General features: G+C 61.1%; 15 protein-coding genes and 1 pseudogene. 7 read left to right on the top strand and 9 right to left on the bottom strand.

The window, feature by feature from the left end:
- Positions 1-74 precede the first annotated feature (74 nt).
- Positions 75-827, top strand: coding sequence for a DUF5131 family protein (locus V1278_RS24805; protein ID WP_334382488.1), 753 nt, complete (start codon positions 75-77; stop codon positions 825-827).
- 2 nt (positions 828-829) lie between these two features.
- On the opposite strand, the gene V1278_RS24800 is transcribed toward V1278_RS24805, so the two are convergent.
- From V1278_RS24800 to V1278_RS24780, 5 genes and pseudogenes are all read right to left on the bottom strand, one after another.
- The gene (locus V1278_RS24800) at positions 830-1,657 is read right to left on the bottom strand and encodes a three-Cys-motif partner protein TcmP (protein WP_334382487.1); all 828 of its coding nucleotides are present in this window, start codon (positions 1,655-1,657) and stop codon (positions 830-832) included.
- 332 nt (positions 1,658-1,989) lie between these two features.
- Positions 1,990-3,009, bottom strand: a pseudogene (locus V1278_RS24795) (adenylate/guanylate cyclase domain-containing protein).
- Between the two features lie 608 nt (positions 3,010-3,617).
- Positions 3,618-4,502 (bottom strand): prohibitin family protein, encoded by an 885-nt coding sequence (locus V1278_RS24790; protein ID WP_334382486.1) that lies wholly within the window; start codon positions 4,500-4,502, stop codon positions 3,618-3,620.
- Between the two features lie 132 nt (positions 4,503-4,634).
- Complete coding sequence (locus V1278_RS24785; RefSeq protein ID WP_334382485.1) at positions 4,635-5,357, bottom strand: sulfite exporter TauE/SafE family protein; 723 nt, start codon at positions 5,355-5,357, stop codon at positions 4,635-4,637.
- Positions 5,358-5,501: 144 nt separating this feature from the next.
- Positions 5,502-6,230 (bottom strand): adenylate/guanylate cyclase domain-containing protein, encoded by a 729-nt coding sequence (locus tag V1278_RS24780; RefSeq protein ID WP_334384252.1) that lies wholly within the window; start codon positions 6,228-6,230, stop codon positions 5,502-5,504.
- A gap of 156 nt (positions 6,231-6,386) precedes the next feature.
- Between V1278_RS24780 and V1278_RS24775 the strand changes: the two genes are divergently transcribed.
- A complete protein-coding gene (locus tag V1278_RS24775) occupies positions 6,387-6,836 on the top strand; it encodes a cupin domain-containing protein (protein WP_334368438.1) in 450 nt (149 codons plus the stop codon).
- A gap of 52 nt (positions 6,837-6,888) precedes the next feature.
- Here V1278_RS24775 and V1278_RS24770 read toward each other — a convergent pair whose 3' ends face one another.
- On the bottom strand, positions 6,889-7,656 hold the full coding sequence (locus tag V1278_RS24770) for an exodeoxyribonuclease III (protein ID WP_334382484.1): 768 nt from the start codon (positions 7,654-7,656) through the stop codon (positions 6,889-6,891).
- A 48-nt stretch (positions 7,657-7,704) separates the two neighbouring features.
- Between V1278_RS24770 and V1278_RS24765 the strand changes: the two genes are divergently transcribed.
- Positions 7,705-7,923, top strand: a complete 219-nt coding sequence (locus V1278_RS24765) for a cysteine rich repeat-containing protein (RefSeq protein ID WP_334368440.1) — start codon at positions 7,705-7,707, stop codon at positions 7,921-7,923.
- Between the two features lie 36 nt (positions 7,924-7,959).
- Here the strand turns inward: V1278_RS24765 and alr are convergent, their stop codons facing one another.
- Both alr and V1278_RS24755 read right to left on the bottom strand, forming a co-directional pair.
- Complete coding sequence (gene alr / locus V1278_RS24760; RefSeq protein WP_334382483.1) at positions 7,960-9,180, bottom strand: alanine racemase; 1,221 nt, start codon at positions 9,178-9,180, stop codon at positions 7,960-7,962.
- Positions 9,181-9,228: 48 nt separating this feature from the next.
- Entirely contained in the window at positions 9,229-10,728 is a 1,500-nt protein-coding gene (locus tag V1278_RS24755; RefSeq protein WP_334368442.1) for a replicative DNA helicase, read from the bottom strand.
- A 577-nt stretch (positions 10,729-11,305) separates the two neighbouring features.
- Between V1278_RS24755 and V1278_RS24750 the strand changes: the two genes are divergently transcribed.
- Positions 11,306-11,512: a transcriptional regulator gene (locus V1278_RS24750; protein WP_334382482.1), complete on the top strand. Its 207-nt coding sequence runs from the start codon at positions 11,306-11,308 to the stop codon at positions 11,510-11,512.
- Between the two features lie 18 nt (positions 11,513-11,530).
- On the opposite strand, the gene V1278_RS24745 is transcribed toward V1278_RS24750, so the two are convergent.
- A complete protein-coding gene (locus tag V1278_RS24745) occupies positions 11,531-12,781 on the bottom strand; it encodes a cyclopropane-fatty-acyl-phospholipid synthase family protein (RefSeq protein ID WP_334382481.1) in 1,251 nt (416 codons plus the stop codon).
- Positions 12,782-13,037: 256 nt separating this feature from the next.
- Here V1278_RS24745 and V1278_RS24740 point away from each other — a divergent pair, with 256 nt between their 5' ends.
- From V1278_RS24740 to V1278_RS24730, 3 genes are all read left to right on the top strand, one after another.
- A complete protein-coding gene (locus tag V1278_RS24740; RefSeq protein WP_334382480.1) occupies positions 13,038-14,129 on the top strand; it encodes a hypothetical protein in 1,092 nt (363 codons plus the stop codon).
- Positions 14,130-14,203: 74 nt separating this feature from the next.
- On the top strand, positions 14,204-14,830 hold the full coding sequence (locus V1278_RS24735; protein ID WP_334382479.1) for a TetR/AcrR family transcriptional regulator: 627 nt from the start codon (positions 14,204-14,206) through the stop codon (positions 14,828-14,830).
- Positions 14,827-15,291, top strand: a complete 465-nt coding sequence (locus tag V1278_RS24730) for a PaaI family thioesterase (protein ID WP_334382478.1) — start codon at positions 14,827-14,829, stop codon at positions 15,289-15,291. Before V1278_RS24735 ends, V1278_RS24730 begins: the two co-directional genes overlap by 4 nt.
- The last annotated feature ends 15 nt before the right edge of the window (positions 15,292-15,306 follow it).

Genomic DNA, 15,306 nt, shown 5'->3' with positions numbered 1-15,306 from the left:
CGAGTGCACATTAAGTTCGAGTAACTAAATCTAACCACTTTCTTGAGATTCTATAATTTTCTTGAGAGAGCTCTATGGCCGAAACATCAATCGAATGGACTGATGCGACTTGGAATCCTGTGGCTGGCTGCACCGTGCTTACTGCAGGGTGCACGAATTGCTACGCCATGCGGATGGCGGCAAGGCTTGAGTCGATGGGCACTGAGAAGTACCGCGGCCTCACCCGGAAAAGCGGGGGACGTGCGGTCTGGACCGGGAAAATTCGTCTGGATCACGCATCTCTCCACACACCAAAAACGTGGTCGAAGCCGCGCAAGGTGTTCGTCAACTCAATGTCCGACCTCTTTCATGATGATGTTCCGGTTGAATTCATTGCTCGGGTCTGGGGCGTGATGAAGAAGACACCTCGACACACGTATCAAATTCTCACGAAGCGCCCTGAGCGAATGGCCGAGGTTCTAGCTCAACGAACATTTGAAATCCTCCCGAACGTCTGGCTCGGCACTAGCATCGAGGATAGTCGCGTTCTGAATAGGTTGGACGCCATTCGACGGGTGCCTGCTGCAATCAGATTTGTTTCCTTTGAGCCGTTGATCGGGTCCGTGGCCGAAGGCGATCTGGCAGGTATTCATTGGGCGATCGTCGGTGGAGAGAGCGGCCCGCGCGCTCGCGAAATGAAGCCTGAGTGGGTCGACGAAATCGAGACGATGTGTCGGTCCTCAAGAACAGCCTTCTTCTTCAAGCAGTGGGGTGGAAAAAACAAGAAGGCGGCTGGGCGCATACTAAACGGCAAAACCTACGATGAGATGCCCGACCTGAGGCTGTGATTTCATCGGTATTTTTTGAATATGGCGTCGATGATTTTTTGCGCAACGGGCTTCTGCGAGGCAAAGAACAAGTAGTACACAACAGCATTGGTGCTGTTCTTCATAGGTAGAGGCTCGGGGACGAACTGGAAGCCGGCCACTTTGCGCAGCCTTTCGCGAAAGGCGCCTACAATTGCGTCATTGCCCTGCTTTACGAGGTCTGGTGCGCCGAACAAGTTGCCTTGCGGGTGTTCGGCGTAGGCTGCTCCTCTCCAAGACTCATCACCCCAAAAGCTGTTCATACGGTCGATACCTTCCTTCGGAACGGCGGTGGGATTGCGCCAAATTGCGTTCCTGTTCATATCCATCACCGGAAAATTCAGGAACATGTCAATGGCGCGGGACTGACCTGCCATCTCGATCGCGCGCCATTCAAGGTGAAGACCATAAGGATCGAAGAGGCAGAGCGCTCGCTTATAGTCCTTGTACTTGATTGTGGGCAAAAGCGTTTGGGTGAGATATTTCGAGGCGTCACCCGTTTCTATATGGATGTCACTGCGGCCGGCACATAGCGTTCTGAGATGCGCCGTCTTCTGAGCGTCCATATCAATAAAGAAGAAGCCGTCGAAAGGCGGTGTCATTTTCAGCGCACGGGCTGGACTGCCGTCGATCTGCCCACCACTGCGCTTCGAGATGTGGACGCCGGCACCACTGAACGCGTCGACATAGAATTTTTTCAGGCCTCGTTGGTTGGCAAATGCTCCCGTATAGGCTGAGCCGTATTTTTCGATGATCTCGAGCTTCAACTCGGACCAGATGCCAACCTCATCAAATTTAAATGGTGCAGGCACTGGCGCTAATCATGTGTAATGTTTCGCCGGGCAGCTTGTTGCACGGGAGGACCGACCGCCCTCTAACCCACCGCAAGTTAGCTCTAACTTTGCTGTTATTCCGCGATAAGCAGCTTTAGCCGGTAGGGTGGCGTACCTCACGGCTTTCTCGGTCATCCGATCCGTGAATGATTCAACCTGCCATCCGGCCAAAGCCGGTGCGCCCAGACAGCAGAATATAGCTAGAGCCGCTCTAAGCCCCAAAGCCCCCTCCCAACGATTGCTATCTCAGTCTGACCAACGCATTTAGCAATTTCAAGTGTTTTCAACTATTGATTGTTTATCTCGTAGCATCACGAAGTGACGTTCGCGCATGTCCAGATGCCGACTGGTTGCTCGAGACCACGAATAATCTGCGCGGGCCGCTCGACAAGCGACGCGAAGTCGGCGCTCGAATGGTTCGATTCCGAGCGGGCCTGCCGGACCAGCGCGTCGCTGACGACGATGGCGCATCCGAATTCGCGGGTCAGCGCCTCCAGCCGGCTCGCTGCATTCACGGTGGTGCCGATCACAGCGAATTCAAGCCGATTGAGACCGATATCTCCCAGCACGACCTGACCATAGTGCAATCCGACACTGACCTAGATCGGCGGCTCGTTGCGGCCCTGCCGTTCTCTGTTCAGCTCGGCAATCGAGGCGATCATACCCCTCGCGCAACGCAAGGCGTTCAGCGCGTCGGAATCGCTGGCGAATGGCGTGCCAAACGTCGCCATCAGGCCGTCGCCGAGGTACTTGTCGAGCGTTCCGCCGTGCTGGAACACTTCTCTTTCCATTCGCTCATGGAATTGCCGCAGCGTGTCGATGACCTCTTTCGGGTCTCGTCCATCGGAATAGGCGGTGAATCCCACGATATCGGCAAACAATACCGCGACGTCTTGTGTGCGAACCCGCGTGAGCGGCTCGTCGTTGCCGGAGAGTTCATTGACGACATTGGGTGAAAAATAGCGCGCCAGGTTGGCACGCTCGCGTTCGATCCCGGCATGGCTGATCAGGAGCGCATTCGAACGGCGCACCGCTAGCGCCAGGATCGCGGCCACGATGATGAACACCGTCACTTCCTGGAAACGGGCGCCGAAGCCGATCGACGAAGGATCGATGATCTCGAACATGCGGATATCTGCGCCAACAGCTTCCCTGACGCGCTGCGACAGCGCGGCATGGGTTTCGGGCTGCAGATAGGCCCAACCGACGGCAATGGCCCACAGGGCAGCGGTCCATCCGCCCATCGCGACAACCGTTCGCCACGAATAGGCGAGGGTGGCCGTGGCAAGGAAAATGAAGAAATAGATGAAACTGTCAAACCGGAATTGCATTCCGATTGGCCAGTGCTCGGTGCTCCAGGGATTGGGCACGACGCTGAGGAAGGTCAGCAACGCAAGATCGCAAATAATCAGGAAAACCTCGAGATGCGAACGGCCGACCTTGCCGACTTTGAGCTGGGCCCAGCCGATCAGGGCAAAGAAGCCCAGCATCAGGACGTAGTAGATCACGTCCCAATTCGGGTTGATGATCGGCAAGGTAACGGCAGTGATGGCCAGCGCGACCCAGCGTGCCCGGACCGCGAGCAGCAGGCCTTCACGCTTGCTCTCGACAAGGGCGGCTTCCGCAAATTTCAGGGTGTCTTGTCGGGCTTCGGTTCGTCCGGTTCGCTGGTCGCCGACATCGGCGAGATCAGCCGTTTCCGTCATCACACTCAAGACACGTTCTCCCATGTCGAGAATCAGATCGTGCAAGGAGCACACTAATCACCGACCAAATTGGCACGCCTGAAAGCCAACGGCTACATGGATGCGGAGCGCATTGCTCCGATGGGGATTGTAGCAGAAAGAAACTGGCCGGAAGCGCGTTTCTGCGCTTCGGAACCAGACGGCGACGCGCGATACGTGCTCTGCACGGCGTCGCCCTTCTGAATTTGCGATTGTTATTTCACTGAAACGAACGGCACGGACGATCCCGGCACCATCGTCGTCGGCAGCACGCCGTTCCAGCGTTCGGCCTGCACCAGCGTGACCAGGTTTGGATTGGTGCCGAGCGCCTTGGCGCGGGCTTCGATGGCAGCAGCTTCGGCCTCGCCGGTGATCCTGATATTGGTGGCGCGGGCTTCGCCGTTCAGCCGCAGCGCGTCGGCCGCGGCCTGCGCCTCGGCGCGGACGGCGTTGGCCTTGGCGGTCGCCTGGGTGACGGTAATCTGCGCCTGCACCTTTTCGCGCTCGGCATTCTGTTGCAGCTTCTGCACCTCGACCTCGGCCAGCATGCGCTGCTCGATCGAATGCAGATAGTTGGCGCTGAACTCGATGTTTTCGAGCTGGACGCTTTCGATCGTGATCATCGGATCGTCCTTCAGCGAAGCGGTGATGGCGTCCTTGATCGCGGAGTTCAGCGGCCCGCGCTCCTGGATCGCTTTCACGGCGGTGTAGCGGCCGAACACGATTTTGACCTGCTGATTGACGGCCGGGCTGACCACTTGTTTGACTGCGGTGTCGAGCCCGCCAAACTTGGCGTAGAGATCGGCCACCTTGTCAGGTGAGGCTCGCAAGGTGACGCTGATCTTGAGGTCGGCCGGCTGCTGGTCGTAGGAATACGAATTCATCTTGTCCCAGGTATAGGTGAAGGTCTTGACGCTGACCTTTTCAACGCTGTCGATCAGCGGAACCTTGAAGCCAAGGCCCGGCTGCGCGGTGCCGATGACCGCGCCATAACGCAGCTTCACGCCGCGCTCGGTTTGATCGACGGTGTACCAGCTTCCTGCGGCGATGATGACGACGACAATGACGGCGACGATGGCGCCGATGATTCCCCTAGGCATTTCAGTCTCTCCAGACGTGGGTGATGCGATTCCATGCCCGGCACTGATCTGTGGTTACTTGCCGAATGGATGTGACACGCGTCACTTGGTCGGCCGCTGATGGGGAATGGTTCAGGCGGTGCGGCCGAATGCTTACGAAAATGCCGTCCACAGCAGGGTGAGACCGGCGGCCAGCATGATGCCGTCCATCAACAGCCGAAAGACGTCGGGCTGAAGACGCAGCACGAAGCCTTTGGCGATGAAGGCACCGAACATGAGGGAAGAGCCCGCAATCAGGCCCTTCAGCGCGATATCCGGCGTCAGCGCGCCGAAGCGCTCGAAGGTGACCGACTTGCTCAGATAGAGCCCGAGCGAGCTTGCGGCCTCGGTGGCGAGGAAGGCACCCTTGGTAAGTCCGTAAAACAGAAACAGCGGCACGCTGAGCGGTCCGGTCGAAACTACGATGCCGGTGAGAAAGCCGATAACGGCGCCGCCGACCGCCAGATGCCAGAGGCGTGCCTTTAGCTGATGTCGGGCCAACCAATGCCGAACCGGCACCATCGCGATGAGAAACAGGCCGATCGCGATGTCGACGGCGTGCGAGGGCAGGGCGAGCAATGTCCGCGCGCCGAGGGCTGCCGCCGGAATGCCCGTAACCGAATAGGCGATGCAGGCGCGCCAGTCGACCTCGCGCCACCAGGCGAGAATGCGCGAGAAGTTCGCCATCACGGCGGCGACCGCCATGATCGGCACGGCTTCCTTCGGCCCGTATTGATAGACCAATACGGGCATCAGCATGATCGACGATCCCGTGCCGACGATGCCCGAGATGGTGCCGGCGACGAGGCCGACAATGAGGACGAAGAGGAAACTCAAGCTGCAGTCTTTCGCGATTCCCTGATGCCGACATCATGGTGCCGGCAGCCTCGGGTTACGAGGCCTAAATATCACTCGGAAGGGAGCCGATCGTGCCGAGGGAAGCTGCTATGCGATGACAGCAGAGCCGCCAGCTCACTCACGCTAGGCGACGTAAAGCTCGATCGGGGCGTCAAATCCTTTGAGCTGGAATGGCTTTGATTGGCTGTCTTTCATATCCGGCTGGACGCGCTCGAAGACGGCCTTTGTCACGAGTATCTGGTCGGCTTCGGCGACCGACTGGGCCCGGGAGGCGGTGTTGACGACGGTACCGATCGCCGTCAGGTCGCGATGCGAGTGACCGAACTCGCCAAAGCTGAGTTCGCCGGAATGGATGCCGATGCCGATCCCCAGTTCGTCCGCGGTGAGGCCATGCGCTTCGACAAGAGTTTCACGCCGCTCGCGCCAGTTCGTCTGAATTTGCCGCGCCGACAGCACGGCGTTTTTGGCATGCTCCTCCCGCTGCAGGGGAAAGTTGAAGACGGCCATGACGGCGTCGCCGATCGTCTTGTTGAGGAGCCCGTCATGCGCCCAGATCGCGTTGGCGCATTCATCGTAGAATGCATCGAGCAGACTTGACACAGCATCCGGCGATTGCGACTGCGACAGGCTAGTGTAGCCGCGCAGGTCGGCAAACATGATGGTCGCGTCGATGGTGATCTTGCGGGCCCGCATCACCTTCGTGAACATAAGCTCGCAGATGGTGCAGGTATTGGGATTCATCCGGCTCGGACGAATGCCGAACGCGCGAAATGGCGCGGAGATCACGCCGCGAAGCGGCACCGGAACATGCATCTGCTCCCAGCAGCCCTTGCAGATTCTTGCCTGTTGCAGAGCCGCCATTTTTCATCCGTACATTGCGTTCGGCTGGCCGGTCGATCCTACAGTTGGCCGCAGGTGGGGGCAAGGACGCCGCAACGCACCTGCCGGCTGGCGGCGAGAGGCAAAGCTGCTAGGATCGCGTCAAAACAAGCAGAACAGAGGATCGCCATGGACGCTGCGACGCCGGCAAATGCGCAGACTGCAGACACGCATTCCCATCTGGTTCGACCCGACAGCATGGAATGGCAGAAGACCCGCTTTCCCGGCTGCGAGGCCAAGACGCTGCTGTTCGATCGCAAGACCGGCTTGATGACCGCGCTGATGCGGTTCGCGCCCGGCGCGGTGCTCCCCGACCACGAACACGTCAACATCGAGCAGACCTACGTGCTCGAAGGCTCGCTCGTCGACAAGGAAGGTCCGGCGCAGGGCATCGAATGCAAGGCCGGCGAATTCATCTGGCGCGAAGAGGGCAGTCGCCACGTCGCGTGGTGTCCGCAAGGCGGGCTGATGCTCGCAATCTTCCAGGTGCCGAACAAGTTCTTCGAGGCCGATGGTCGTGTGATCGACGCCGCGGGCGAGGATTGGGACGAGGCTTGGGGCCACACCCGGAAGAGCTGAACAGTCGCCATCCTGCCGCGCAGGAAATTCGGCCGGTGGGGCTTGCGAGGAGCTACTTCAACACGATCCACGCCGGTGCATGGTCGCTGGCGCCTTCCTCGCCGCGAACCGTGCGATCGACGCCGGCCTTGAGCAGACGCGGCGCTATCGACGGGCTCAGCAGCAGATGATCGAGCCGCAATCCGGCATCGCGTGGCCAGCGGTTGCGCTTGTAGTCCCAGAACGTGAACATCGGTTTAGATGGATGAAGCGTTCGGATCGCATCGGTCCAGCCTTGATCCAACAGCGCCTTGAACGCGGCGCGGCTCTTCGGCTGGATCAGCGCGTCCTTGTCCCAGGACTTCGTCGGATAGATATCGAACTCGGTCGGCGCGACGTTGTAATCGCCGGCTAGCACCACGGGGATGTCCTGCTTGAGCAGCTTGCCAGCGTGGGACCGCAGTCGCTTGAACCAGTCGAGCTTGTAATCGAATTTCGGTCCCGGCTGTGGATTGCCGTTCGGGAGATAGATGCTGGTGACGAGGATGCCGCTAATTGCGGCTTCGATATAGCGGGCCTCGACACCCCCATCGCCGGGGAGCGCGGTCCGGGTCAATACCGGCTCGGCATTCCGCGCCAGGATGGCGACGCCGTTCCAAGTTTGTTGTCCGCGCCACACCGCGCCGTAGCCGGCTTTCTCGATTGCCAGAATCGGGAACTCGGCGTCGGTCGATTTCAATTCCTGCAAGGCAACGACGTCGGGCTTCGCCGCGCGCAGCCAGCGCAACAGGCTCGGCAGGCGGCGGTTGACATTATTAATGTTGAAGGTCGCGATCTTCATGTAGAGCTGGCTGGCATCACTGTGCTTCGCCCGACACTTGGAGAATCCATGTCGAAACTACGCTTCGCCTTTCTCGTGCTCGCCATCGGATACTCCGGATCCGCAGTCGCTCAAGCCACCGACCAGCGCGGCGCCTGCAAGGCCGACTATGACAAATATTGCGCCGGCACGCTGCCCGGCGGCGGCCGTGTCGTCGCATGTCTGAACAAGCAACATCACCAACTCAGCGACGCCTGCAAGCAAGTGTTGGCCAGCCGGAAGAAATAGTAGGACCGGGCAACGCTCCAGCGTCGGATTTCGCCGTTATTGCTGTGATGGAGGCGGAGCAGGGGGGTCTGCAGTGGCATTGCCACCCTTGTAAACCCGCGCATAGCGCTTGCCGAGGCTGGTCAGCACTTCGTAGCCGATGGTGCCGAAATGATGGGCAAGTTCATCGGCCGTGATGCCTTCGCCGATCAGCGTCACCCAATGGCCGCGCCGCACTGCATTCTTGTCGAGATCAGTCACGTCGACCGCTGTCAGGTCCATCGAAATCCGTCCCGCGATCGGGCAGCGCTTGCCGGCGACTATCACCTCGGCACCTCGGGTGCCGTCATTGGCGCTGGCCGCGCGGAAATACCCGTCGGCATAGCCCGCGGAAACGACCGCTATTCTGGTTGGACGCCGCGCCGTCCAGGTGCCGCCATAGCCGACGGTATCGCCGCGCTCGACGTTGCGGATCTGCACGATGCGCGCCTTCAATTCGACGACCGGCTGCATCGGGTTGTCGGATTCCGGCGTCGGGTTGATGCCATAGAGGGCGCAGCCCGGCCGCACCAGATCGAACTGGAACTGGGCGCCCAGGAAGATGCCGGACGAATTTGCCAGCGAGGCCGGGACGCCGGAGAACAGGCTCGCGATCTCGCGGAAGGCCGCGAGCTGCCTGGCGTTGGCGGGATTGTTGAGCATTTCCGCGGAGGCGAGATGGCTCATCACGAGCGTGATACCGTGATCACCGGCATTGATGCGTGGGATGATGCCCTGCGCCTCGGTAACGGTGAGGCCGAGCCGGTTCATGCCAGTGTCGATGTGAATGGCGGCGCCGCCGGACCAGCCGGAACGGCGACAGAACACGTCCCATTCGGCGAGTTCGTTGAGGTCGCCGATGACGGGCTTGCAGTCAAACTTGGCGTAGGCGTCGCCGGTGTTCTGGAAGAAGCCGCCAAGCACGTAGATCGCGGCCGCAGGCGCCGCGGCGCGAACCACGCGAGCCTCGTCGAGGGTGGCGACGAAGAACGTCTTGCAGCCGGCGCCCGCAAGGGCACCCGCGACCTGTTCGGCGCCGCAGCCATAGCCGTCAGCCTTGACCACGGCCGCACATTCGGCCGGCACCGCGGTCTTCTCGAGCTTGCGCCAGTTGGCGATAATGGCGTCGAGATCGACCGTCAGCACGCCGGTTGCGGTCGCGAGCGCGGCAGCCTTGTTTGCCTCGGGCGACAGCAGGGTGCCTTGCGGGATGGACTTGGGATCAGGGGCCACGTTCATGCCACAGTTCTACGCGGCGGAACGCTGCGGTTCAACCGTGGCCGCGCCTCAATAACCGCCGGTCGGCAGGTTGCCGTCCTGCGCCAGATCGCTGAACCGGGTGAACTGGCCTTCGAACTGCACTTCCACCGTTCCAGTGGGGCCGTGGCGCTGCTTGCCGATGATGATTTCGGCCTTGCCGTGCACCAGAGACATATCGAGCTGCCATTTTTCGTATTCGGGGGTGCCGATGCGCGGCTCCTTGTTGGCAAGGTAGTACTCCTCGCGGTACACGAAGATCACGACGTCGGCGTCCTGCTCGATCGAACCGGATTCACGCAAGTCGGCCAGTTGCGGGCGCTTGTCGTCGCGGTTTTCCACCTGACGCGAGAGCTGCGACAAGGCGATGATCGGAACGTTAAGTTCCTTGGCGAGCGCCTTGAGGCCCGTGGTGATTTCAGTCACTTCCTGCACGCGATTGTCCGAACGCTTGCCCGAGCCCTGCAGCAACTGGATGTAATCGATCACGATCAGGTCGAGGCCCCTCTGCCGCTTCAGCCGGCGCGCACGCGCCGTGAGTTGCGAGATCGACAGGCCGCCGGTTTCGTCGACATAGAGCGGCAGCGACTGCAGTTCGATCGAATGATCGCGGATCTTCTCGAAGTCGGCCTCGGTGATGCCGCCGCGTCGGATCATGCTGGAGGCAATGCTGGTCTGTTCGGCCAGAATACGGGTGGCGAGCTGTTCGCCGGACATTTCGCAGGAGAAGAAGCCGACGATGCCGCCATTGACGGTCTTCATCGTGCCATCGGCCTGCACCTCGGCGCGGTGCGCTTTGGCGATGTTGTAGGCGATGTTGGTGGCGAGCGACGTCTTGCCCATGCCGGGGCGGCCGGCGACGATGATCAAGTCGGACGCCTGCAGCCCGCCCATCTTGCTGTCGAGGTCGCGCAAGCCGGTCGCGATGCCCGACAGACTTCCGTCACGCTGGAAGGCTTTGGCCGCCATGTCGACGGCGGTCGTCAGCGCCTGCGAAAAGCGCTGGAAGCCGCCGTCATAACGGCCGGATTCGGCGAGCTCATAGAGCTGGCGCTCGGCGTCCTCGATCTGCGCGCGCGGGGCAAAATCCACCGGCGCATCGAAGGCGACGTTGACCATGTCCTCGCCGATCCGGATCAGGTCGCGGCGCAGCGACATGTCGTAGACCGTGCGGCCATAGTCCTGCGCGTTGATGATCGTGGTGGCCTCGGCCGCGAGGCGCGCGAGGTACTGACCAACCGTCATGCCGCCGATATCGGTATCGGCCGGCAGGAAGGTCTTCAACGTCACGGGCGTTGCGACCTTGCCCATCCGAATCAGGCTGCCGGCGGTCTCGAAAATGGTCTGGTGGATCGGCTCGAAGAAGTGCTTCGGTTCCAGGAAGTCGGAAACCCGGTAGAACGCGTCATTGTTGACCAGAATGGCGCCCAGCAAACTCTGTTCCGCCTCGATATTGTGCGGCGCGCTCCGGTAGGCCGGAGCTCCCGCGTCCGGGGCGAGCTTGAGGACATTCGAATCAGTCAGAGCCATAGTTTGTAATGTTCTTTAGGTTTTTGGTTTTTGTCAGATCGCTTGCGGAAGCGGGGCAGCGATAAAGCGCCACGTGCAGGCGATCCGAAAGTCCGAGTAGGCCTTATGCCCGATTCACACAATGCCATGTGTGAATCCTGAGCTGGCCCCTTGACGGATTTGGACCAAAAAGCAGCCCGCCGTCCGGCGGTACCGGAGTGGCTTTTGTGAAAAAGCCAGACAAGAACTTAGGGGAATCTGAACCTTGCCGCGACTTGGGCCGACATATCCGAAGGAAGAAGGCGTTTCGAGCCCTGATCTTAAGCGTTGATCAAACCAGCATCAGATAGACGAACGCGAACAGGGCGGCAGCTACGCCGATTGCGATCAAGGCGTAGTCGATCCTGATGTCGGAATCGAACGGGGCTGGGTAGGTCTGCCGCTTCATGGGCGGAGATGTACGACGGACCGCCGAGCGGCTCTGTGAAGTAGATCACATCGGATGTGATTTTCTTCGCTCAGGATGGATTGGTTACCAAATCGGGAACGGGCCGGCGATTTTCGAGTTGCCAGTTGCACCGACCAAAAGGAACAGGCGATGGGTCAGCAACTCCAGGGATGGCGATCGGCAAGCGCCCAGCGTTTGTGGCTGGCGATGCTGATCGACACCATGGAGGAGATTTCGCGCCCCGAACGGCGTGACGAGCCCTGTGATGCCCAGGTGCTTGCCGCGTTGCGAGCCCAGCTCGCCCACCCGGCATTGGCCAACCTGCCTTACGCCTCGGCCTATAGCCTGAGAAACTGACTCCGCCGCCTTTGCGGCCTATTCGCCGGCCAACCGCAGCCGCGGCTGCTTTCCAATTTCGATTCCGCGCAGCCTTGCTTCTTCCCGGGCGATGTAATCGCGCGTCATCGGCACAATTCCTTGCCGCCTGGTGAGCTGGATCTGGAAATTCATCAGATTCTGCTTCCGGAACGACATTTCCGACGCCGCCAGATAAAATTCCCACATCCGGGCGAAACGCTCATCATAGAGACGCACCGCCTCTTCGCGCCGCGCCATGAAGCGCTCCCGCCAGGCCTTCAGCGTTTCCGCATAATGCAGCCGCAGGATTTCCATGTCGCAGACCAGAAGGCCGGCTTTCTCGATCGCGGGGATGACCTCTGACAGGGCGGGGATATAGCCGCCCGGGAAGATGTATTTCGTGATCCATGGGCTCGTCACATCGGGTCCCGTGGAGCGGCCGATCGAGTGCAGCACCATGATGCCGTCATCGCTCAGAAGTTCGGCGCAGCGCCGGAAGTAGGTTTCATAGAAGTCGATGCCGACATGCTCGAACATCCCGACGGACACGATCCGGTCGAACGGGCCGGCAATATCGCGGTAGTCGCTCAGCAGGAATTTTGCCGACCCCGTCAGGCTCTTCTCGGTGGCTCGGGCATTCGAAGCCTGCAATTGTTCCGACGACAGCGTGATTCCGGTGACATTGGCGTCCGTCATTTCGGCCAGATAGAGGCCAAGGCCACCCCAGCCCGAGCCGATGTCGAGCACGCGGTCGCCCGGCCTAACGAGAAGCTTGGCAGCAAGGTGACGCTTTTTGGCGAGCTGGGCGTCGTCGAGCGTCATATCCGGCGCCTCGAAATACGCGCAGCTATATTGCCGGTCGGCGTCGAGGAAGAGGGAATAGAGCCGACCGTCCAGATCATAGTGGTGGGCGACATTGTTTTTCGCCCGGCCCCGCCAATTGAACTGTCTCGCGTGCCTGCTGAAGTAGCGCAGCCACCATTGCAGCTTGGCCCAGCGTGGCAGCATTTCGGGCTGGCCGAGCAGGATTTCCAGCGCGTCGGCGATCGAGCCGTCCTCGACCACGAACGAGCCATCCATATAGGCTTCGCCAAGCGCCAGTTCGGGATTGAGGAGAATCCGGAGTTGCGTCCGCTTACTCAGGAACCGCACTGATACCGGGCGACCGGTTCCATCCCCGCAGGTAAATCTCGCCCCGCTCGCGGATGTGAAATTCATCGTGCCGCGGCGAATGAACTGACCAAGAAAATAACGCAACAAACGATCCATCGACGCACCAATGGAACGACCAGCCCGTTACACCAATGCACTTGGGAACAGAGAGTTCCATATGCACGGGAACATCGTAAGTATGATGATGCCGCAGCGCTACTGCGTTGGCGTCAAAGCGGATATTCTTAAATGTCACAGTCACGCAGATGCGTAGTAAGCCCGCTTCCATTCGCGTCACAATCGGCTAAAAGGTGACCCGCCGCTGGCCCGTGTTGTGCGACCGGCAGCGATTCCACGTCTGGAGATACAGGGAATGTTGAGCCGAGCGCTCAGTTTAGCGACGGTGACGCTCCTGATCGGCTGCCTCACAGCAGGTGCGGTGCGGGCGCAAAACCTCGATGCCGGCAAGAGCCCCTCACAGATATTCTCCGGTACTTGCAGCGCCTGCCACAAGAGCCCGCGCGGCCTGTTGAAGAACGTGTCGGCTTCGTCCTTGCCGGGCTTTTTGCGTCAGCACTATACGACCGGTACCGACATGGCCTCGGTGCTTTCGTCCTACCTGATATCCAATGGGGCCGCAGATCCCAGGTATCAGGCTAAAGATCAGCCTAAGCAGAAAGACGCCAAGCAGGACGGAAGGTCGGATCAGCCCGACCGATTCGGCCGCCGGCAGCCGTCCTCCGCACCGGCCCAGGAGACCTCCCGGCCGGGTGCCGACGAAGCGCCGCCGCAAGGCGAGGGCGCCCGTCGAGGCCGAGACGGGAGGCGGCTTGCACGACCGCACGCGGCGCCCGAGGCTGCTAAGCCCGCAGATGATGGGCAGGCCGCTACCGACAGCAAATCGGGCGTCAGGCAGAAGCAGGGCAGGCGTGGCAAGCCCGCGCCCGCTGCCGAAGAACCGCAGAAACCCGAGCAGGCCGCCCGCGAAGAGGCCGCAAAGGAAGATGCGTCTCGGGATGCCGCCAAATCCGAAACTGCGAAGCCCGGAACTGCCGAGCAACCTGATTCTGCCAAGCCTGATTCTGCCAAGACCGATTCTGGCGGGCCGGATCCTGCCAAGCCTGATACCGACAGGACCGACTCCGCCAAAGGTGAGGCCGACAAGCCGGTCACCACGGAAGCCGCGAAGCCGGCCGGCGAGTCAGAAAAGCCGGCCAGCGAGGGCGGGTCCGAGACCCCCAAGGTCAGTGCTCCCAAGGACAGCGCCGATAGCGAGCCGACCGCACCCCGGCCCGACCCGGTGACGCCTGTCCCGCCAGCTCCCCCCGCCGCGACTGCCCCTGAGCCAGCCGCGAGCCCCCAGGCGGCGGCACCCGCGACGTCTCCGCCGGTGACAGCTACTGCGGCGCCCGCAACGCCGCCGGCCGGGTCCGTCGGTCCCCCCGCGCCACCCATCTCGCGATAGGATGCAGATTTCCAAATGCTTGGCCGGTGACGCGCTTGACCGTTTCTAGAGCTTCACTCTAGAGTAACGATCTAATGGACCGAAAGGCGGCGCAGGTGGCTACGGCACGGGACGATCTGCTGGCGGCGGGGTTGGCGGTGTTCGACCGCGACGGTTTCGAGGGCGCCACGGTGGCCGCCATTAGAACTCGCGCGCGAGCGTCCAACGGCAGCTTCTTCCATTTCTTCGGATCGAAGAAGGAACTGGCCGGCACGCTGTTCCTGGAAATCCTCGCCCGTTATCACGCTGCCATCGTAGCGGCGGTCGATGAATCCTGCGGCGCGCGGGAAGGCGTGGCGCGGCTGATCCGCGCGCATCTGGACTGGGTCGTCAATTCCCGGCGCGAGGCGCGCTATCTCTTCGAGATTTCCCGCAACGAATGGACCGAAGCGATCCGCGGCGCGCAGCGCACGCGGAATTCGCGGCTTGCGGAAGCCGTCGAACGATGGCGCGCGCCGCTGGTTGAGCGCGGCGAATTGCTGCCGATGACTTCGTCGGTTTTCTTCAGCCAGATCATCGGACCGGCGCAGATTTTTTGCCGCGCATGGCTGTCGGGCCGCGACCGCACCGATCCGCGAGAACAGGCCGAAATCCTGATCGCCTGTGCCATCCGCGCAGTGGTCGCGCCCGATGTAACCGATAAAGCGGGAGAAGCCGTATGAGTGCGAATGACGATCCCGACTTCGCGCCGATCGCGACCCGTATCCGCGACAATGTCGGCCGCCAGGGCTTCATGACCCATATCGGCGCGGAACTATCCGAGTTGACGCGTGGCGCCTGCACGCTTGCGGTCGACCGCCGGCCGGAACTGTTGCAGCAACACGGCTTGTTTCACGGCGGCGTCACGGCCTTTCTCGTCGACAACGCCACCACGATCGCGGCCGCGACATCGCGCGGGCAACCGGCGCTGACGGCGGAATACAAATTGAATCTGCTGTCGCCGGCGATCGGTGAGCGATTGATCTGCCGGGCGCGCGTGATCAAGCCCGGACGTCAGGTCGCCGTGGTTGCGGCCGACGTGTTTTGCGTAACCGATGGCGTCGAGAAGCATACCGCAACTGCGCTGGCCTCGATCGCAATGCTTGACCACAAGACGGCCGCTAGAATCCCAAGCCCGGCCTGATTAGGGCCGGGCTTG

The organism is Bradyrhizobium sp. AZCC 1577 (assembly GCF_036924575.1).
Taxonomy (GTDB): Bacteria; Pseudomonadota; Alphaproteobacteria; order Rhizobiales; family Xanthobacteraceae; genus Bradyrhizobium.
The sequence above is the reverse complement of the archived record's forward strand: the minus strand, read 5'-3'. Positions and strand labels throughout refer to the sequence as shown.

Bases quoted from the DNA above. Each gene is read 5' to 3' on its own strand.
- V1278_RS24765 (WP_334368440.1), top strand. From the start codon at position 7,705: ATGTCGAAACTACGCTTCGCCTTTCTCGTGCTCGCCATCGGATACTCC.
- V1278_RS24790 (WP_334382486.1), bottom strand. From the start codon at position 4,502: ATGCCTAGGGGAATCATCGGCGCCATCGTCGCCGTCATTGTCGTCGTC.
- V1278_RS24775 (WP_334368438.1), top strand. From the start codon at position 6,387: ATGGACGCTGCGACGCCGGCAAATGCGCAGACTGCAGACACGCATTCC.
- V1278_RS24735 (WP_334382479.1), top strand. From the start codon at position 14,204: ATGGACCGAAAGGCGGCGCAGGTGGCTACGGCACGGGACGATCTGCTG.
- alr (WP_334382483.1), bottom strand. From the start codon at position 9,180: ATGAACGTGGCCCCTGATCCCAAGTCCATCCCGCAAGGCACCCTGCTG.
- V1278_RS24740 (WP_334382480.1), top strand. From the start codon at position 13,038: ATGTTGAGCCGAGCGCTCAGTTTAGCGACGGTGACGCTCCTGATCGGC.
- V1278_RS24770 (WP_334382484.1), bottom strand. From the start codon at position 7,656: ATGAAGATCGCGACCTTCAACATTAATAATGTCAACCGCCGCCTGCCG.
- V1278_RS24745 (WP_334382481.1), bottom strand. From the start codon at position 12,781: ATGGATCGTTTGTTGCGTTATTTTCTTGGTCAGTTCATTCGCCGCGGC.
- V1278_RS24730 (WP_334382478.1), top strand. From the start codon at position 14,827: ATGAGTGCGAATGACGATCCCGACTTCGCGCCGATCGCGACCCGTATC.
- V1278_RS24750 (WP_334382482.1), top strand. From the start codon at position 11,306: ATGGGTCAGCAACTCCAGGGATGGCGATCGGCAAGCGCCCAGCGTTTG.
- V1278_RS24805 (WP_334382488.1), top strand. From the start codon at position 75: ATGGCCGAAACATCAATCGAATGGACTGATGCGACTTGGAATCCTGTG.
- V1278_RS24755 (WP_334368442.1), bottom strand. From the start codon at position 10,728: ATGGCTCTGACTGATTCGAATGTCCTCAAGCTCGCCCCGGACGCGGGA.